Raw genomic sequence first — 16,433 nt, forward strand, 5'->3', positions numbered from 1 at the left:
GGCCAAGACAGCACTCCCATCTACGCGTTGACAGCTGTCAACTTGCTCGCGGATCTGCTGTTGCTAGCCATACAGAATGGCTTATAGCTAGGCCATGCATTTCAGAAACTACATTCAAGGGGCAAATATGGCGGACGAACTTAACAAGCAACTCATTTCCAATTTCTTCCGATACTTGAAGATCTCAAGCCAGAGTGATCCGCGCGCCAACACAACCCCCTCTTCATCTGGGCAATGGGAAATCGCTCGTTGCCTCGAAGTCGAGCTGAAAGCAATTGGGCTTAAAAATATCAGGCTCTCAGAGGAGTGCATCCTTACAGCCTATTTGCCCGGCACTGTTCAGGGCGTTGATAAAGTCGGGTTTTGCGCGCATATGGATACCGTAGACGTTTCATTGTCTCCTCACGTTCGTCCGCAAATTCTGACGTATGTTGGTAGAGATCTTTGCCTGAATTCAGAACAGAACATTTGGTTTAAAGCCGCGGAGCATCCGGAAGCGGCGCCCTACGTCGGCCAAGAGATCATCTTTTCAGATGGAACGAGTGTGCTCGGTGCCGACAACAAATCCGCGATAGCCATCATTATGACTTTGTTGAAAGAACTTTCCGAGACGGGAGAGCCTCACGGAGATATCTACATCGCATTTGTTCCAGACGAGGAAATCGGATTGGTCGGATCAAAGCGAATGGACCTATCTGACTTCCCAGTCGAGTATGCGTACACAATTGACGGCGGAGAAATTGGAGAGGTCGTTTACGAGACATTCAATGCCGCATCAGTCACTGTAACTATCGAAGGCGTGACCGCCCACCCAATGACGGCGAAGGGTGTATTGGTTAACCCCATCCTGGTGGCGCAAGATTTTATCGCTAAGTTCGATAGAAAACAGACGCCCGAGGAAACAGAGGGCCGTGAAGGTTTCTGGTGGTTCGGAGGTGTTTCTGGAAATCAGAACAGCTGTCAACTTCAGATGAATATCCGGGATCACGATCTGTCCGAATTCAAGCGCCGAAAGGAGTTTGTCCTTGCTGCAGTTGAAGAGCTCAAAGCTGAATATCCGCGGGCGAACATCACGTGCAAACTAACAGATGTCTATGGAAACATTTCTAACTCGGTAAAGCCAAGTCATCGCGCGATTGCGCAAATTTATGAGGCGATGGAAGCTGTCGGTGTGGCGCCGAAAACCATAGCCATGCGCGGCGGGACGGATGGTTCAGCCCTCGCTGAAAAGGGCTTGGTTGTGCCGAACTACTTCACTGGTGGGCACAACTTTCACTCTCGCTTTGAGTTTTTACCAGTGCCAGCGTTCCGCGCAGCCTATGATGTGACGAGAAAGATCGTTGATATTGTGGCTCAGCGAGCGCGGTAGCAAGCAAATAGGTTGAAGTATGCCTGCCGGTCCTGAAGATGAAGACCGGCAGGCTGCCGACAATCAGATGCGTTCAGGGGTGTGCTTTCGGAGTTCCGCTCTAGCAATCTGGCGTCGGTGTACAGCGTCCGGTCCATCGGCAAACCGAAGGGTTCGAAGGTTTGTCCATTGTTGCGCAAGTGTTGTGTCTTGGCTAATGCCCTTGGCACCCAGCAGCTGCATGGCTTCATCCGTAACCTTCAGTGCCATGCGCGGTGCGACTACCTTGATATGGCTGATCCAAATGGCAGCTTCTTTGGGTGTTGCGTGATCCATCATCCATGCAGCTTTGAGGCAGAGAAGCCGTGCCTGTTCAATTTCCATGCGGCATTCGGCAATAATGTCGTGGTTTGCTCCAAGCTGGTGCAGAGGCTTGCCAAATGCTTCGCGGGTGAGGGCGCGTTTGCACAGGGTCTCAAGAGCGGCTTCTGCCAGGCCAATTGCACGCATGCAGTGGTGAATGCGGCCCGGTCCAAGGCGCCCTTGAGCGACTTCAAATCCAGCGCCTTCCTCCAACAACATGTTTTCAGCTGGAACACGAACCTCTTCAAATCGAATGTGCATGTGTCCATGCGGCGCGTCATCGTGGCCGAACACCTCCATTGGCCTCAGCTTCGTAATGCCCGGCGTATCAGACGGGACAACGATCATCGAATGTTGCCGATGCTTTCCGCTGTCCGTCGGTGTATGGACCATGACAATGTAAACTGCGCAGCGGGGATCGCCGGCGCCGGAGGCCCACCATTTCTCGCCGTTTAAAACATAGCTATCCCCATCTCGGATGCAGGACATGCGCAAGTTCGTTGCGTCAGAAGAGCCAACATCCGGCTCTGTCATCAGATATGCAGAGCGGATTTGTCCATTTAGAAGGGGCGTAAGCCAACGCTCCTTGAGGGCAGGGGTGCCATAGCGTTCCAGAACCTCCATATTGCCCGTGTCCGGCGCATTGCAGTTGAACACTTCTGGGCCCAGCCGAGACTTTCCCATCTCCTCTGCCAGGTATGCATACTCCACGGTGGTCAGTCCGTAGCCTCTTTCCGAATCAGTAAGCCAGAAGTTCCAAAGGCCGCGCTCTCTGGCCTTTGCCTTTAGCCCCTCAAGGATTTCGGTCTGTCTTGCTGTGAAGGTCCAGCGTCCTTCGCGTGGCACTTCATCGAAGTACTCTTGCTCAAGCGGAAGAACCTCGTCCTGTATCATTTCGGAAATCATTGCAATCAAAGGTTTAACTTTGTCACTGGCACCTAGATCCATGGCAGCTGGCATAATGTTTTTCTCCCTGAAATCGATGAATAAATGGTCCTGCGAAGCGGTCTCAAGTCTCTCCCAAGCTCGATGAAACCTACTCGTAAGGATGGTCAGGCTGCGCCAGTTTCCCCTTTACAAGCTGAGGTATACGCAAACATACTACTGAGTATGTTTTTTATGTCCCGGAAGGTCAAGTAAGTTGGACCTCTGATGTAAGCCAGAAATTTCTGTGGCATTACTACAGGTAGCTTGAACCACAACCTGACGGGGCAATCTGGGAGGAGGATCACTTGAGTTACCTTGAAGATCTGTTCAGTGTCTCGGGAAAGGTCGCCCTTGTGACCGGTGGTGGGACTGGCATCGGATACATGATTGCGTCAGCGCTGGCTCATGGAGGGGCGCGGGTTTTAATCTGTTCTCGCAAGCTTGATGCGGTTGAGGAGGCTGCGAAGCGCATCAATGGGGAAGACCCAAGGGGCGTTGTCGAAGCGCTTCAAGCAGATGTGTCATCAGAGCAAAGCGTTGAAGCTCTGGTCGCGGAGGTGCGCGGTCGTACGGATAAGTTGGATATACTCGTCAACAATGCAGGTGTCACATGGGGGGAGCGGCTCGAAAAGTTTCCCTTCGAGGCCTGGCAGAAGGTGATGGACGTTAATGTTGCTGGTCTTTTTCACCTGACGCGCTGCCTCTTGCCGCTTTTGAAGGCGTCGGCAACAGGGGATGAACCTGCCCGCGTTATCAATCTTGGGTCGGTCATGGGATCAACCCCCATTGGCGATGGCGCATATTCCTACGCGGCCTCAAAGGCTGCGGTACACCATCTGACCCAAATCCTGGCTAAGGAGTTGGCAGCTGATCGCATTACGGTCAATGCCTTTGCACCGGGTCCGTTTCAGTCGAAAATGACGCGCTTTGCTACGGGCACAGAGCAAAAAGCAGCGCGAGTGGGAGAGAATGTCCCGCTTGGCCGCATTGGAAGGCCTGAAGATGTTGGCGGTGCTGCGTTGTTCTTGTGCAGCAAAGCGGGGTCATATGTAACCGGCGCCGTGCTGCCTCTGTGTGGTGGCATTCACGTGGCAACGGGCACGAGCCTGTTTGATATGAGTTGAGGGGCTATGAACGTAACTCTCGACCAACTCAAACAAACCATAGGCGCCGAGCTGCAACCATCCAGTTGGATTACGGTGGACCAAGAGATGATATCCAATTTCGGACATCTCACCATGGACACGCAATTCATTCATATGGATCCGGAACGGGCGGTAGTGGAAACTCCCTTTGGGGGAACCATCGCACATGGTTTCCTCAGTCTTTCACTGGCGAGCAAGATGGCCATGGAAGTCCTGCCGCGTCTCCTCGGCCAATCCATGGGCGTCAACTATGGCTTTGACAAAATTCGTTTTTTGAGCCCGGTCGCAAGTGGCAAGCGCATTCGTGGCTGGTTCATGCTTTCATCGGTAACGCCCAAAGGCAAAGAGCGGGTTTTGCTTTCCCACCATTTCAAGATTGAAATTGAAGGCGCTGAGACGCCTGCTCTGATTGGTGACTGGCTAACCCTGATTTATTTTGAAGAGGCAATTTCATGACTTTCGATTTTTCTGGAAAAACAGCAGTAATTACAGGCGCAGGTGGCGGTCTGGGCCGCGCCTATGCATTGGCGCTTGCCGCGCGCGGCGCAAATGTGGTGGTCAATGACCTTGGCGGTGCCGTGGATGGGCAGGGCCGCTCTTCCTCCGCGGCCGAAGCCGTCTGCGCGGAGATAGAGGCTCTGGGCGCTAAGGCGATTGCAAATGGCGCAGATGTCTCCAACGCTGATGAAGTCGCGGCGATGGTGAAGGCAGCTGTCGATGCCTTCGGTCGGGTCGATATCCTCATCAACAACGCTGGCATCTTGCGTGACAAGTCCTTTCACAAAATGGAAATGGCTGACTGGGACAAGGTCATTGCCGTTCATCTTACCGGCGCTGCGGTTTGCACCAAAGCAGTTTGGCCGCTTATGCGGGAGCAGGGGTATGGCCGCGTGGTCATGACGACGTCTCCCTCCGGCCTTTGTGGCAACTTCGGGCAAGCGAACTACGGTGCCGCAAAAGCAGGCCTGTGGGGGCTCATGAACACGCTGGCGCTGGAAGGGGCGAAGTACAACATCCATACCAACTGCATCGCGCCTACGGCCGTTACGCGCATGACAGAGAACCTTATGGATCCCTCGGTGGTCGACATGCTCAGCCCTGAAAACATCGCTCCTGCGGTGGTTTTCCTGTGTTCTGAGGGGGCGCCCAACAAGACGGTCATGATGGCGGCGGGTGGGTCCTATTCAGTCGCGCGCATGGTGGAAACGCAGGGTCTGCACCTAGCGCAGGAGGATCGAACACCAGAAGGCATTGCAGCGCGGTTTGAGCGCATTTCAGATCTCTCGCAGGCCTATTCGTCGGCTTCCGCCTTCGATCATGTCGTGAACATCATGAAGGCGCCACGCAATGGTTAGTCTCGGTACCACTCAGCCGGAGAGGGGGCGGCCATGGCAGGACTAGTGCATAGCTATGATGCGGTGCAGCTGGAGCGTTATCTGGCTGACCATGTGCCCGGTTTCACGACGCTGGACGGCTTTGAAAAGTTCGCTGGCGGGCAGTCAAACCCCACCTACAAGGTGACTTCGGGTGAGCGCACCTTTGTTCTCAGAGCCAAACCGCCGGGCGATCTGTTGGCCTCAGCCCATCAAGTCGACCGCGAATACCGCGTCCTGTCCGCGCTGGAAAATACGGATGTGCCAGTGCCGCGTACCTATCACCTCTCTGGTGAACAATCGCCCCTTGGCGCGCAGTTCTTTGTAATGGAGTTTCTGGATGGGCGGATTTTCTGGGATCCCGCGCTGCCAGAGCTGCAACGCGAAGACCGCCGTCCTTTGTTCTCAGCCATGAACCGCACCCTGGCCGCGTTGCATGAAGTGCAGCCGGAAGCCGTCGGTTTGGCGAATTACGGCAAGCCGGGGAACTATTTCGAGCGTCAGACCGATCGTTGGGTCCGTCAGTATCGTGCCAGCGAGACCGACCCCCAACCGGACCTGGAAGCGGTCATTGCGTGGTTACAGGCCAATATGGTTTCCGATGATGGGCAAGTGTCACTGGTTCATGGGGATTTCCGATTGGACAATCTGATGTTCGCACCCGGTCGGCCTGAGGTCATCGGGGTACTGGACTGGGAACTGTCTACCTTGGGGCATCCGCTCGCAGATCTTGCCTATCAGTGCATGCAGTGGCGACTGCCCAATAAGGGGATGTTGCGGGGGCTTGCAGGCATAGACAGGGCGTCGCAAGGCCTGCCAAGCGAGCGGGAATACGTCGCCGAATACTGCCAGCGCCGGGGGTGGTCTGGCGTTACCAATTGGAACTTCTATCTGGTCTTCAGCATGTTTCGGCTTGCGGCCATCGTGCAGGGTATCTTGCACAGGGCGGCAAACGGCACGGCTTCCAACCCGGGGACCATAGACCAATTCGGACCCGCGCTACGCCTACTGGGCAGCATGGCGCGGGATCTAACCGAAACACCCTCAGAGGTTCATCTCTGAGGGGCGGAACTTGAAAGCCCTTAAGTCTGGAGGGATAGGAATGCTTGCGGAAATGAATAAGTCTCAGCTCGAAATTCTGGAAGCTGCGGCAGATTGCTTTGCAAATTATGGTGCGGACGCGGTGTCTATTGACGATATTGCGCGGCATCTCCATGCCACAAAAGGTCGGATCTACCATCACTTCCGGTCCAAGTCAGAGCTTCTTTGTGCCGTGCGCATGCGCTCTGTGTCTCTGATGTTCGATCAGATCGCGCCCATCGTGGACAGCATCGACGACCCGCTGGAAGCCATGAAGAAAATGGCCTTCACCCACGTTCAGCTCATCTTGGGGCACCACAGTTTCCACCGTGTGGTCTCGGAGGATTTTCGGGTGTTCTTCAACCGTTCAACCACGCCGGATGAGCGTCGCCAGATTCAAGAGATCATCGACAAGCGTACAGCCTATGAAAACCTGTTCCGGGAAGTGCTGCGGAAGGGCATGAAGTCAGGCGTCTTTGCAGAGCGCCCGATTTCGTTGACCGTGCATAGCTTGATTACGCTGCTCAATAGCCCCTCGATCTGGTACAGCCCGCGTCCAAATCAGACGCAGGATGACCGTGATGTGATTGCGCGTGATCTGGCGCAGATGGCGCTTGGCGCGCTGGGTGTAAAGGACGCCTGACTGTGACCGTTGCGCGAGATTAATCGCGCAGTTCCGGGCAGCAGAACATCTCTCGTGCAGGCAGCAGTTCCAGTGCGGTATGGGCCAGGTCAATCATCGGGCGAAGGGGATAGGTCTGGTCCAGCCCACGGCATGCACGCACATGCTCCAGCGCCACCTCGAAGCTCGGGAATTCTGAGGCTTGGCAAAGATGCAGGTAGAGTGCAAGAACAGTGGCTGACCGGCTACGGCCGCCACGGCAGTGGATCAACACGTTCCCCTGCCGGTGAGGGGGGTAGTGGTCTTTGCCAGGGCTGGCCTGTCCAATAACGCCCGCAAGCGCAAATACACCCGAGAGCAAATGGTGGGCCGTGTTGCCGTTACCATCAATCAGGCCGATATGTGTGCGCCGCACCGCTACACCGTTCGGCAGCGTGAGCGGAAGCATCTCCACGTTGACGGCGAAGTTCATTGTGGATGTGATGCCTTCCCGCATTAGCAGTTCCGGATCACTCGCGGCCACCTTGTTGCCGATGAACAGGGAAATCGCCGGATAGCCCTTCAGATGGTAGACGGGAATGGCAACAGGCGTCAGGTCCTCTTTCTTCTCGTCGGAAAGTGGGGTTGTCAGGCTGTTGTCAGACATCAAGCGTCCTCTCATTGTGGCAGTCCGCGCTTGCCGGGGTCAGCGGAATTATACGGTCCCAACATAGCCGCTCTCCGAGCTTGGCCAAGAGTTTGGGGGCTTTATCCTTCTCAAGGAACGCTGGTACCACTTTTTGCGCCTGCGTCTCATCTGCCAACGCGACGATGTCCTTCATACGAGGATGTACGTTCCAGGGCAACCATTGGGCCTTTTTGGCGTCCAGCAATTGGCGGGCACGAGAGTTGTTTGGCACAAAACCCGTAAAGATGAAGCGAAAGCCGCTCGTCTCCCCATTCGCCAGAGCTTGGCTCAGCCCATAGTCTGCGTTTGGCCCTGTCGCCACGATCACGTCTAGGGGGCTGGCGCTGGTTTCGGCAAGGGGGGCCTGAAGAAGAGCCGCAAGCGACTGCCGCGCTTCAGGTCGTATCAACCCGCTGTTGGGGCGGCTCAAGTAGCGCAGTTCGCTAGCGATTTGAGCGTCGAGCTTTACCGGAAGACCCGCTTGGTGGAGCGCCAAGGCCATCTCAGGGCCCCGTCCGCCTGTTGGTACGCACAGAACAGCGCCCCCACGAGAGGCCTCTACAACGGCCTCGATTTGATCGCAAAGACTGTCGTTTCGGTCTCCATAAGAGGCATCGGCAATGACCACTTCTGCTCGTGGCGGCCTGTCGAATGGCAGAAGCGCGGATTCAACGCTGTGATCGCCCATGTAGAGAAGCCCATCGCCCGCATCCAAATGCAGCCAAAGCCCACCGGGGGCGTGCCCCGCCTGGCCAACGGTGAGTGTCGTACCACCCACACTTATTGCACCTTCAAGTGGCAACACGTGCCGGTTGGAGGCCGGTACAGGGGCGTCTTGCAGAAACGACCAGGTTGCAGCGCTGGCATAAACGCTGGGGTTGCCGAGCTGCGGGAGCAGCGACAACGCGCCTGCGTGGTCCACGTGGGCATGGCTGAGAACCACGGCCTCGATGGAATCGACACCGTGAAAATTAGGTAGAACACCCGGCTCTGGGCCTTCACCCAGATCCAGAAGAATCTGTTTCCCTTGGAGGTGAATCAGAAACGCAGCGGGCAACTTGCCACCCACGCCGCTGATTGCCGTCAGTTTAGGCACAACGAGCTCCGAGTTTTTTGAGATTGATTTAGCGTTGGCTGGCAATCCTTTAGCTCTCCAACATGTCGGTGCTGTGAACATGGCTATCATCAAACTGAATTCATGATTCACGGTTCTGTAAACTATCGATTCCTATTCTCGGCCTAGTCGAATTAAGAGGCTGTTCACCATGATTACAGATGATATCGAGGTCATCGATTACTCCAACAGTGTGGAGCACCTTCTGGCGCCGTTTGCAGGCGTCTTGGGTCAGGACTATGACGGCTATCGGGGCCACATTTATCGCAACCTGACGTATACGCTGCACTTTCTGGATGGTGATGAGACATTTCGACCAGAGATTGAAGCGGCGCTGGTTTATCATCACATCGGTCTGTGGACTCATGCGACCTTACACTACGTCAAACCGTCTTTGGAGCGATTTGGCCGTGATAGTCGGCGGTTTGGCTGGGATCTGGACAACATTCTGGTCTGGGACATCATCCAGTGGCATCATAAGTTGTTCTGGTACCGCGGTCCAAATGCTGACGTAATCAACGCCGTACGAAAGGCCGACTGGGTGGATGCATCGGGTGGGCGCATTCGCAAGGGGCTGTCTTCTGAGCAGGTGCGTTTGGTGCGGGATGCAATCCCGGAGGCTGGGTTTCAAAAGGCACTGCGACGTATGTCGCGCGAACTCAAGGGCGGAAACTGGGCCAATGACCTCATTTGGATGTGCTTGAAGGTTCAGAAGCTCTGAGTATTGGAAGAAGCCAATAGAACCGCCAGTCGAGATTTCATGTTGCGTGAAATGGATTCATGAATTTCGCCGGGAAACTGACGGGGCAAAGTAGTTTCCTGATTTGTGAGGGCTGCCTCCAGGGCATTTGCAACCTGCTCAAGCGCTTCCTCGAACAAGGCTTCGGGCAGGGTGGCGGCCCTCAGCGTTTCTTTGAAGTGACGCGCGTTGATACGGTCGAAACGATAGTGGTTTGAACGCCCTAGCGAGAGCGCAAGCTTCAGCTGTTTGCGCTCGATCATGCGAGCATCAACGCTCGGCTGGGCGCTGAGCACGTCATAGATCGGGGTAAGGCGATATCCGCCTCCTGGGCTGAGGAACACACTGAAATTCTTGGCGTGTCCATCTGTTGCAGCCATGAGCCAGAACACAAGCTGGGCCTTGATGAGCGTGAGCTGATCTTCCCGTGGCGTGTCGCTGCCCTTCAGAAGCCGCAGCATTTGGACAAGGCCCGGTCCGCCCTCTGCTTGATACTTGAGAGTGGGTGGAACAGATAGCGCCTGACAGAAGTCTTCCTGAGGCAAGCGTAGAAGGCGGCCATCTTTGGTGTGGCGACGGTCGAACCGCTCAATGACCAACGCGGTTCGCTCGCCAAAATGCTGTATTTCTACAGCTGGCACATGGAAACCGAGCTTTTCAAGCAGCGTCAGGCAGTAATATTCGTTTTCAACGCTGGTGGTGAGATCAATGCCGCCGGGCAGATGCCCGATTGCTGGCTTGAGAATGTGGGTGGTCGGTGTTGTGCCATGAGGCTGTTTCCAAACGCCGTCATGACGCAATAGCGCCGTCTTTTCTTGTGCCCCGGCCACTGAAATGCGGAAGTCCTGTTCGGTGGAAACGCCCAGTGGTACGCGGGCCAACCCATTGAGAAGACGTTCAATTTGCTCCTCCGATAGGGCCGAGCCATTGATGCGCGTCGTATCTGAGGGGGGCAGGTCTGTGTCCGGCCAAAACTGTAGGGCTCCCACGCAATCCCGGCCGATCTGGGTCAGCAAACTGTACGCATCGGTGCCGCGCGCGCCCACACGCTCGGCCACTTGTCGGCGAAGGAGTTCAGAATCTGGAAGCAAGTTCTCAAAGACCGCCGTGACCACTTCGCCCGTGTAGGCGTCAGGCCGCAGCGGAAGGGACAAAGAGATGGCGAAACGGTGGGGCCAGTCCAACCATTCAGCATCGTAAGTGAATGAAACAGAACCGCTTTTTGCTTTGTAGAGCGTTCCAACCATTCGGTTGTTCAAGAGCACTTTCAAGGGCTTATAGGCAGGTTTGCGGCCCATTAGAACAGATCCTCAATGGCGTCCATGCTGCCCTTTGAGCGGGTCGCCACCTGCAGCTCCAGATTCAGCGCTGCGAGGACCGATAGCAGCGTCTCCAACCTCAAGGCGGCGTGACCGGTTTCAATCTGAGATATGGTGCCTTGACGCACGCCGACACGTTGCGCAAGCGCATTTTGGCTAAGATTTTGGGCCTTTCGGGCATTCCTGATCACTGTTCCCAGTTGTTCTGGGGTGCGGGCGGGCGCGTTCATGGATCGGTCCTATACGCTGATCGATATAAATTCATATTATACAGTGTGGCGTATAATGTCAATTTATCGAATGTGGCGTATAGGCTTATCCAGATTGAAGCGGAGGAATGCCCAGAAGCAAAATCGGCGCACCATACAGCCCTGAAACGCCGGAGCGCCCTGAACAGAGGGGCTGCCAACATGGGATCGCCTGCGATAAGGCGCCGGAGTTATTCCCCCAGAAAAGGACCGTTTGCTGTTTTAGCGGCGAAACTTATCCCTCATCAAGGACGTGACAAGAAAACTCGGTGCCCTGCGGCCAGCTGACCAAGGCATTGTCGCCCTTGATCCAAAACTGCACGCCAAAGTCGGCCACATATCGCGCGCCGGACCCGGAGACTTGCAACAGCCCCACCGTGACTTCCTCGCCGCGTTCCAACCGTACACCCGGCTTCAACGAGTTGTAAAAGCTTGCAGAAATGCGCCGAGGCGGTTCACCGTCACAGGCATAAGTGACCGCGTTCACTAGAGGTGCAAGGCTGTAGAGCACCTCAAGCGTGGAGAGACGATCTTCATAGGCAGTCTGGACGCAGGCTTTGATGTCCTCTGCTTTCCAGCAGTCGTTTCGGCCCTTTATCCACCCACGCTGGGTCGCTTGCCACTGGTTCACAATGGCTTTTTCCCCTTTTGCGGCCAACGTTTGCTCCTGCTGAGCCACTGTCTTCCAAAGATCGCTCAGCTTCAGATCGAGCGCTGCCAGCTCGCCGTCTTCACAGATAATGGATTCAACTTCGCCAGAGGCCTGTTGGCAGTCAAAGGAAGGTTCCAGCGCCATACTTGTTCCCGTTTGTGCGCCAAGTGTGAGGAGCATAGTGCAAAGCAAGGGGAGGGGGTGTCTCATGGCATTTCTCCTCGGGGGCGAGAGGGTGGTCGTATGGGGGCTTTGTCACAGCGCGGCAGTGCTTGGCCGGTGTGCTAACGTGTTCTTCTTGCTGATTAAAAGTGGGCCGTGGCTTTTCCATGGCGAAGGGGGTATCACTTGGACGCAGTTGAGCATACCGGCGAATATGGGGGATTTGCGAAGATGACTAAGATTGTCTTTCTGGACAGGGGAACAATTGGACCAACGGTCACAATTAATCACCCTTCCTTTGCGCATTCTTGGGAGGAGTTTGAGCAAACAGCACCGGACCAGGTCGTCCAACGGTTGAAGGGGGCAGAGATTGCCATCACCAACAAGGTGCCAATTCGCGCAGATCATCTCGAACACCTTCCTGACCTCAAGATGATCGCCGTAGCTGCAACCGGCTATAACATTCTCGATGTAGCGGCGTGCCGGGCTCATGGTGCGGTTGCGTCGAATGTGCGTCGGTATGCACAAAAGACGGTTCCTGAGCACGTTTTTGCGTTGATTTTTGCACTGCGACGCAATCTGGTCGGCTACCGGCAGGATGTCATCGATGGGGTCTGGCAAAAATCCGGACAGTTCTGTTTTTTCACTCACCCCATCAAAGATCTGTCTGGCTCTCGGCTTGGCATCATTGGCGGCGGTGCGCTTGGGGAGGCGACAGGTGCCATCGGCAGGGCGCTTGGAATGGAAGTCGTCTACGCCGGGAGGAAAGGGGGACAAGTTTCAAAGCCGGGCTATCTGCCCTTTGAAGAGGTCCTGGCCACGAGTGATGTATTGAGCCTGCATTGTCCGTTGACCCCGGAAACGGAAGGTTTGATCTCCTTGGCTGAGTTCGAGCAGATGGCGCAGCGCCCGCTGTTGATCAATACGGCGCGGGGTGGGCTGGTTGATGAGGCGGCCCTCGTAGAGGCGCTGAACAGAGGGCTGATTGCCGGTGCCGGTTTTGACGTGCTTACCAGCGAGCCCCCTGCAAGTGACAATCCGCTCATGAAAATTGCTAAGCGCCCGAATGTGATCATCACGCCCCATGTGGCGTGGGCCTCTGAGGAGGCCATGCAAACCCTGTGGGACCAGCTGATCGGGCACATCGAGAACTACAAGCGTGGGCACCCGACCAATGTCATCACTTGAGTATGAGTGCTACATGTGATCGTGGTAGTGCAGGCTGTCGTCAGGAGCCTGTGCCCGATCGGTCATGCCGTAGTCGCGCAGTACATGAGCAACCCGCAGACGATAGCCCTTGAAAATGCCATTGCGCCCGCGGGCCTGCGAGATCCGGTGGGCGGTTTTGTTCCGCCATTCCTTGACGGCGGCTTCGTCGCGAAAGAAGGACAAGGACAGAATTTTGTTTTCGTTGGTGAGGCTTTGAAACCTCTCGACGGACAAAAAACCATCCACCCGCTCCAGCTCCTCTCGCAGCAGCTTTGCAATCTCCATGTAGGCTGTTTTCTGGCCGGGCTCTGGCTCCACCTCAAAAATAACGGCGATCATGGCTGTCCCTCCCTGCATTTTGTGGCTAAATTGTATACTGATGTATTCAATAATCATATTAGCCAGCTTGGAGGGCAAGTATATGGCAATATTGGCGCTGGACCATGTGCAGATTGCGATCCCTGAAAATCAGGAGGACGCCGCCCGCAAATTCTACATTGACCTTCTGGGCTTTGAAGAAGTCGAAAAGCCGCTTGTCCTGAAGGAACGAGGTGGGCTTTGGCTTCGTGCAGGAAAGGTGAACCTACATCTGGGCGCGGATGAGAGGTTCCAGCCCGACTTGAAAGCGCACCCGGCGTTTCTATGCGATGATCTCAGCACTTTGCAGAAGGCGTTGGCAGCGAGTGGTTACCCGATGCAGCATGATGCGCACCTGAAAGGCTATGACCGTTTCTTTACAGAGGATCCTTGGGGCAATCGTATTGAGTTGATGTCGCGTACGACATAGCGAACAATGTTGACATTAAAACGAACGTGTGTGCACTTTATCGAACGATTTGTTGAGTGGAGTGCCCCCTATGGTTTTGGAACAATCGGATTTCAGCGAGGCGCGGAAGGGGTTTATCGAGATAACGCCTCTTGCTGTCGGCGTTGGCTTCTACGGTTTGGCGTTCGGTCTACTGGCCGCTCAAGCGGGGCTGTCGAGCCTTGAAGTTGGCTTCATGGGCACATTCGTGTTTGCGGGATCGGCGCAGATTGTGGCGGTGGAGCGTCTGATGGCCGGTGCCGGGGCGGCGGCCGCAATCATTGCAGGTCTTGCGTTGAACCTTCGGTTGCTGCTGATTACGGCTTCTGTCAGCAACGTTTTTTCTCAAAGGCCACTGTGGCAACTGGTGCTTGGGCTGCATCTGACCACCGATGAGAACTGGGCCATGATGTTGGCGCGGCAAAAGCGCGGTGGTGCCTCGGGCTATTGGTATCTGGTTGGCGGCGGATTGGCACTACTTTTGATCTGGTTGGTTTCCACCGTGGCTGGCGTCGTTGTGGCAACGTCCATTCCATCCCCCAAAGCGTTGGGCCTCGACTTTGCCTTCACAGCGGCGTTCATCGCGATTGCGCGCTCACTCTGGCGCGGGCCGCAGGATCTGTTGCCATGGCTATGCGTGGTGGCCGTTGTTGTGCTTGGGCTTTATTCCGGTGTCTTGAGCGAGACGTGGGTGTTGATCGTCGCAGCGCTGGCAGGAACAACAGTGGCGGGAGTGCGCAGATGAGCGAGACATGGCTGGTCATCGTCGGGCTTGCTGCGCTGACGTTTCTCATTCGCTTCTGTGGCTGGGCACTGGGGCAGCGGTTGCCGCAGACAGGCTTTTGGGCACGGTTTCTTTCTGCGCTGCCCGGGTGCCTGATTGTGGCGCTGGTGGCTCTGTTTACTGTGAAAGGCGAGAGCGCTGAGCTGATCGCCAGTGGAATTGCAGTTATGGTGGCGCTTTTTACGCGCAGTTTGCCCGCTACCATGGCCATTGGCATCGTGGCGATTTGGGCGCTACGCACTTACGCCTGATGGCCGCTGCAAACAGACGCTTTTATTAGGGATTGGAAGAATGGACATGAGCAAAAGCGCGAAAAAGGCCATGACGGCGGCCATTGCCGCTGCGATTACCCGCGAGCGAACCAAGGCTGGCCTGTCCCTTTCTGCGCTTGCTGCCAAAGCGGGACTGTCAAAATCAACGCTGTCGCAGTTGGAAGCGGGCGGTGGGAACCCGAGTGTCGAGACCTTGTGGGCGATCGCGACGGCCCTTGGCATTCCGTTCAGCTTCTTGTTTGAAGCGCCACCGGCACGAACGACTTTGATCCGTGCCGGAGAGGGCAAGCGCATTGAGGCGGAAAGCTCAGCGTTTCAAGCCGTGCTTCTGGCTTCTTGCGCACCGCAGACACGCCACGACATTTATCAGGTGGCGCTTTCTGCTGGGAAGCCTCAATGCAACAAGGCCCATCCACGCGGAACGCTGGAGCACCTGATCGTGATGGAAGGGGAGGTGCGGGCCGGACCAAAAGGTGCTGAAGAGGTGCTGCAGCAAGGCGATTACTACGCGTTCCCCGGAGATGAGCCACACCTTTATGAGGCCCTAAGCCCTCATGCCCGCATCATGCTGGTCATGGAGAGTGGGGCGTGACATTGCTCAAGGAGCAATGAGCATATTGCGGTGATGATCTAGCTTGCCCAAATAGTAATGTTATGAAAAGCTTCAGGAGATCTTGGGCTTGATGAGACTTGTGTACGCTGTAAGGTAGCTGATTGTTGCGAACGGGATGAGTTGCGCCGATGGGTTTTCTATTGGACGCAACGACATCAGGCGTCAGCGAACAATAATATAATTTTGTTATCCGCTTGTTTGCGATGTCTGTGACAATCGTGGGGTTAGATGAAAGGAGGAGGCTATGAGCAAAAAGACGAAAAAACCGGTTTGTCGGAGTGCAGTCGATGGTAAAACTGCAGCGCTTGGCTTTCTCTCTACTTCATTGGTTGTTGTTCCTCCGGTTGGTGGAAAGCCATTAGCGCGGGGCGCAAGCTTAAATGCAGCTTGGAGTAGAACTGGTGGTTATCTACAGTCGGCTACGCGTTCCATGAAGAGCGCCTTGAAACATGGATGAAGCGCGTCGACCAGATCGCAAAGACGTAACCCGCGCGCTGGAGGTCTTGGCCAGGGAGTCTGCAGACAGCACAATTCCCAAAAAACAGATTGCGCAGTTTGCATCGAAGTTTGCGAAAAAGTTGGTTGAACATGAGGATGGTTCTATCCTCCTCGCTCAGCATGAAGAGACCCGCATGCATTCTGGGCCGCTTCCTTCTCCCGAAACTTTGGCAGAGTATGAACGTGTGCACCCGGGCCTTGTTGAGCGCATCATCAAGATGGCTGAACTGGAGCAAGAAGAATACTTGCGCTCTCACAAGAGACAACAGGATGCTGATAATCGTTTCCGATTAATCTCGTATTCCGGTGGACTGGCTGCGCTTTTGATCATTTTGGCTACTGGAGCCGGTTTGGCCTACTTAGGGCATGATGCCGTTGCAGGGGTGCTGTTTGGAGCTACCTTTGCAGGTGTCATTGGTTACTTCGTCAACGCATATAAAGCCGGAGGCTAGGCGCTCGGGCTTCCAGCGCTTGAACTCTCGCCACGACTGTT

21 protein-coding genes are annotated in these 16,433 nt (G+C 55.4%); 14 read left to right on the plus strand and 7 right to left on the minus strand.

What is annotated here, in order from left to right; genetic code table 11:
• The first annotated feature begins 127 nt into the window (after positions 1–127).
• Complete coding sequence (gene pepT / locus PUV47_RS17045) at positions 128–1,369, plus strand: peptidase T (RefSeq protein WP_274219792.1); 1,242 nt, start codon at positions 128–130, stop codon at positions 1,367–1,369.
• A 63-nt stretch (positions 1,370–1,432) separates the two neighbouring features.
• On the opposite strand, the gene PUV47_RS17050 is transcribed toward pepT, so the two are convergent.
• On the minus strand, positions 1,433–2,671 hold the full coding sequence (locus PUV47_RS17050) for an acyl-CoA dehydrogenase family protein (protein WP_425313782.1): 1,239 nt from the start codon (positions 2,669–2,671) through the stop codon (positions 1,433–1,435).
• A gap of 272 nt (positions 2,672–2,943) precedes the next feature.
• Here PUV47_RS17050 and PUV47_RS17055 point away from each other — a divergent pair, with 272 nt between their 5' ends.
• Genes PUV47_RS17055 through PUV47_RS17075 form a run of 5 tightly spaced genes read left to right on the plus strand, consistent with a single transcriptional unit; the run spans position 2,944 to position 6,879 of the window.
• A complete protein-coding gene (locus PUV47_RS17055) occupies positions 2,944–3,762 on the plus strand; it encodes an SDR family oxidoreductase (RefSeq protein ID WP_274219793.1) in 819 nt (272 codons plus the stop codon).
• 6 nt (positions 3,763–3,768) lie between these two features.
• Complete coding sequence (locus PUV47_RS17060) at positions 3,769–4,239, plus strand: MaoC family dehydratase (protein WP_274219794.1); 471 nt, start codon at positions 3,769–3,771, stop codon at positions 4,237–4,239.
• Positions 4,236–5,138 (plus strand): SDR family NAD(P)-dependent oxidoreductase, encoded by a 903-nt coding sequence (locus PUV47_RS17065; protein ID WP_274219795.1) that lies wholly within the window; start codon positions 4,236–4,238, stop codon positions 5,136–5,138. The genes PUV47_RS17060 and PUV47_RS17065 overlap by 4 nt, the downstream gene beginning before the upstream one ends.
• Positions 5,139–5,171: 33 nt before the next feature.
• The gene (locus tag PUV47_RS17070; RefSeq protein WP_274219796.1) at positions 5,172–6,218 is read left to right on the plus strand and encodes a phosphotransferase; all 1,047 of its coding nucleotides are present in this window, start codon (positions 5,172–5,174) and stop codon (positions 6,216–6,218) included.
• Positions 6,219–6,258: 40 nt separating this feature from the next.
• The gene (locus tag PUV47_RS17075; RefSeq protein ID WP_274219797.1) at positions 6,259–6,879 is read left to right on the plus strand and encodes a TetR/AcrR family transcriptional regulator; all 621 of its coding nucleotides are present in this window, start codon (positions 6,259–6,261) and stop codon (positions 6,877–6,879) included.
• Between the two features lie 19 nt (positions 6,880–6,898).
• Here the strand turns inward: PUV47_RS17075 and PUV47_RS17080 are convergent, their stop codons facing one another.
• The gene (locus PUV47_RS17080) at positions 6,899–7,504 is read right to left on the minus strand and encodes a dual specificity protein phosphatase family protein (RefSeq protein WP_274219798.1); all 606 of its coding nucleotides are present in this window, start codon (positions 7,502–7,504) and stop codon (positions 6,899–6,901) included.
• On the minus strand, positions 7,497–8,621 hold the full coding sequence (locus PUV47_RS17085; RefSeq protein ID WP_274219799.1) for an MBL fold metallo-hydrolase: 1,125 nt from the start codon (positions 8,619–8,621) through the stop codon (positions 7,497–7,499). Before PUV47_RS17085 ends, PUV47_RS17080 begins: the two co-directional genes overlap by 8 nt.
• Before the next feature lie 169 nt (positions 8,622–8,790).
• On the opposite strand from PUV47_RS17085, the gene PUV47_RS17090 reads away from it, so the two are divergent.
• Positions 8,791–9,360 (plus strand): hypothetical protein, encoded by a 570-nt coding sequence (locus PUV47_RS17090; RefSeq protein ID WP_274219800.1) that lies wholly within the window; start codon positions 8,791–8,793, stop codon positions 9,358–9,360.
• Here PUV47_RS17090 and PUV47_RS17095 read toward each other — a convergent pair.
• The 3 genes from PUV47_RS17095 to PUV47_RS17105 form a co-directional block, all read right to left on the minus strand.
• Complete coding sequence (locus tag PUV47_RS17095; RefSeq protein WP_274219801.1) at positions 9,348–10,676, minus strand: type II toxin-antitoxin system HipA family toxin; 1,329 nt, start codon at positions 10,674–10,676, stop codon at positions 9,348–9,350. The two genes, PUV47_RS17090 and PUV47_RS17095, sit on opposite strands and share 13 nt — an antisense overlap.
• Positions 10,676–10,927 (minus strand): helix-turn-helix domain-containing protein, encoded by a 252-nt coding sequence (locus tag PUV47_RS17100; protein ID WP_274219802.1) that lies wholly within the window; start codon positions 10,925–10,927, stop codon positions 10,676–10,678. Before PUV47_RS17100 ends, PUV47_RS17095 begins: the two co-directional genes overlap by 1 nt.
• 253 nt (positions 10,928–11,180) lie before the next feature.
• Positions 11,181–11,807 (minus strand): MliC family protein, encoded by a 627-nt coding sequence (locus PUV47_RS17105; RefSeq protein ID WP_274219803.1) that lies wholly within the window; start codon positions 11,805–11,807, stop codon positions 11,181–11,183.
• Between the two features lie 183 nt (positions 11,808–11,990).
• On the opposite strand from PUV47_RS17105, the gene PUV47_RS17110 reads away from it, so the two are divergent.
• On the plus strand, positions 11,991–12,947 hold the full coding sequence (locus PUV47_RS17110; protein ID WP_274219804.1) for a D-2-hydroxyacid dehydrogenase: 957 nt from the start codon (positions 11,991–11,993) through the stop codon (positions 12,945–12,947).
• A 9-nt stretch (positions 12,948–12,956) separates the two neighbouring features.
• On the opposite strand, the gene PUV47_RS17115 is transcribed toward PUV47_RS17110, so the two are convergent.
• Positions 12,957–13,307 carry an antibiotic biosynthesis monooxygenase family protein gene (locus tag PUV47_RS17115; RefSeq protein ID WP_274219805.1) on the minus strand — a complete coding sequence of 117 codons (351 nt, stop codon included), beginning with the start codon at positions 13,305–13,307 and terminating at the stop codon, positions 12,957–12,959.
• A gap of 82 nt (positions 13,308–13,389) precedes the next feature.
• Here PUV47_RS17115 and PUV47_RS17120 point away from each other — a divergent pair, with 82 nt between their 5' ends.
• From PUV47_RS17120 to PUV47_RS17145, 6 genes are all read left to right on the plus strand, one after another.
• Entirely contained in the window at positions 13,390–13,755 is a 366-nt protein-coding gene (locus tag PUV47_RS17120; RefSeq protein ID WP_274219806.1) for a VOC family protein, read from the plus strand.
• A 70-nt stretch (positions 13,756–13,825) separates the two neighbouring features.
• A complete protein-coding gene (locus PUV47_RS17125; protein WP_274219807.1) occupies positions 13,826–14,518 on the plus strand; it encodes an AzlC family ABC transporter permease in 693 nt (230 codons plus the stop codon).
• Entirely contained in the window at positions 14,515–14,808 is a 294-nt protein-coding gene (locus tag PUV47_RS17130; RefSeq protein WP_274219808.1) for an AzlD domain-containing protein, read from the plus strand. The genes PUV47_RS17125 and PUV47_RS17130 overlap by 4 nt, the downstream gene beginning before the upstream one ends.
• A 46-nt stretch (positions 14,809–14,854) precedes the next feature.
• Positions 14,855–15,421: a helix-turn-helix domain-containing protein gene (locus PUV47_RS17135; protein ID WP_274219809.1), complete on the plus strand. Its 567-nt coding sequence runs from the start codon at positions 14,855–14,857 to the stop codon at positions 15,419–15,421.
• 265 nt (positions 15,422–15,686) lie between these two features.
• Positions 15,687–15,899 (plus strand): hypothetical protein, encoded by a 213-nt coding sequence (locus tag PUV47_RS17140; RefSeq protein WP_274219810.1) that lies wholly within the window; start codon positions 15,687–15,689, stop codon positions 15,897–15,899.
• Positions 15,892–16,392, plus strand: a complete 501-nt coding sequence (locus PUV47_RS17145; protein ID WP_274219811.1) for a DUF2335 domain-containing protein — start codon at positions 15,892–15,894, stop codon at positions 16,390–16,392. The genes PUV47_RS17140 and PUV47_RS17145 overlap by 8 nt, the downstream gene beginning before the upstream one ends.
• Positions 16,393–16,433 lie beyond the last annotated feature (41 nt).

It is taken from the genome of Pseudovibrio exalbescens (assembly GCF_028737195.1).
Lineage (GTDB): Bacteria > Pseudomonadota > Alphaproteobacteria > Rhizobiales > Stappiaceae > Pseudovibrio > Pseudovibrio zosterae.

Bases quoted from the DNA above. Each gene is read 5' to 3' on its own strand.
- pepT (WP_274219792.1), top strand. From the start codon at position 128: ATGGCGGACGAACTTAACAAGCAACTCATTTCCAATTTCTTCCGATAC.
- PUV47_RS17050 (WP_425313782.1), bottom strand. From the start codon at position 2,671: ATGCCAGCTGCCATGGATCTAGGTGCCAGTGACAAAGTTAAACCTTTG.
- PUV47_RS17060 (WP_274219794.1), top strand. From the start codon at position 3,769: ATGAACGTAACTCTCGACCAACTCAAACAAACCATAGGCGCCGAGCTG.
- PUV47_RS17065 (WP_274219795.1), top strand. From the start codon at position 4,236: ATGACTTTCGATTTTTCTGGAAAAACAGCAGTAATTACAGGCGCAGGT.
- PUV47_RS17070 (WP_274219796.1), top strand. From the start codon at position 5,172: ATGGCAGGACTAGTGCATAGCTATGATGCGGTGCAGCTGGAGCGTTAT.
- PUV47_RS17075 (WP_274219797.1), top strand. From the start codon at position 6,259: ATGCTTGCGGAAATGAATAAGTCTCAGCTCGAAATTCTGGAAGCTGCG.
- PUV47_RS17080 (WP_274219798.1), bottom strand. From the start codon at position 7,504: ATGTCTGACAACAGCCTGACAACCCCACTTTCCGACGAGAAGAAAGAG.
- PUV47_RS17090 (WP_274219800.1), top strand. From the start codon at position 8,791: ATGATTACAGATGATATCGAGGTCATCGATTACTCCAACAGTGTGGAG.
- PUV47_RS17095 (WP_274219801.1), bottom strand. From the start codon at position 10,676: ATGGGCCGCAAACCTGCCTATAAGCCCTTGAAAGTGCTCTTGAACAAC.
- PUV47_RS17100 (WP_274219802.1), bottom strand. From the start codon at position 10,927: ATGAACGCGCCCGCCCGCACCCCAGAACAACTGGGAACAGTGATCAGG.
- PUV47_RS17105 (WP_274219803.1), bottom strand. From the start codon at position 11,807: ATGAGACACCCCCTCCCCTTGCTTTGCACTATGCTCCTCACACTTGGC.
- PUV47_RS17110 (WP_274219804.1), top strand. From the start codon at position 11,991: ATGACTAAGATTGTCTTTCTGGACAGGGGAACAATTGGACCAACGGTC.
- PUV47_RS17115 (WP_274219805.1), bottom strand. From the start codon at position 13,307: ATGATCGCCGTTATTTTTGAGGTGGAGCCAGAGCCCGGCCAGAAAACA.
- PUV47_RS17120 (WP_274219806.1), top strand. From the start codon at position 13,390: ATGGCAATATTGGCGCTGGACCATGTGCAGATTGCGATCCCTGAAAAT.
- PUV47_RS17125 (WP_274219807.1), top strand. From the start codon at position 13,826: ATGGTTTTGGAACAATCGGATTTCAGCGAGGCGCGGAAGGGGTTTATC.
- PUV47_RS17130 (WP_274219808.1), top strand. From the start codon at position 14,515: ATGAGCGAGACATGGCTGGTCATCGTCGGGCTTGCTGCGCTGACGTTT.
- PUV47_RS17135 (WP_274219809.1), top strand. From the start codon at position 14,855: ATGAGCAAAAGCGCGAAAAAGGCCATGACGGCGGCCATTGCCGCTGCG.
- PUV47_RS17140 (WP_274219810.1), top strand. From the start codon at position 15,687: ATGAGCAAAAAGACGAAAAAACCGGTTTGTCGGAGTGCAGTCGATGGT.
- PUV47_RS17145 (WP_274219811.1), top strand. From the start codon at position 15,892: ATGGATGAAGCGCGTCGACCAGATCGCAAAGACGTAACCCGCGCGCTG.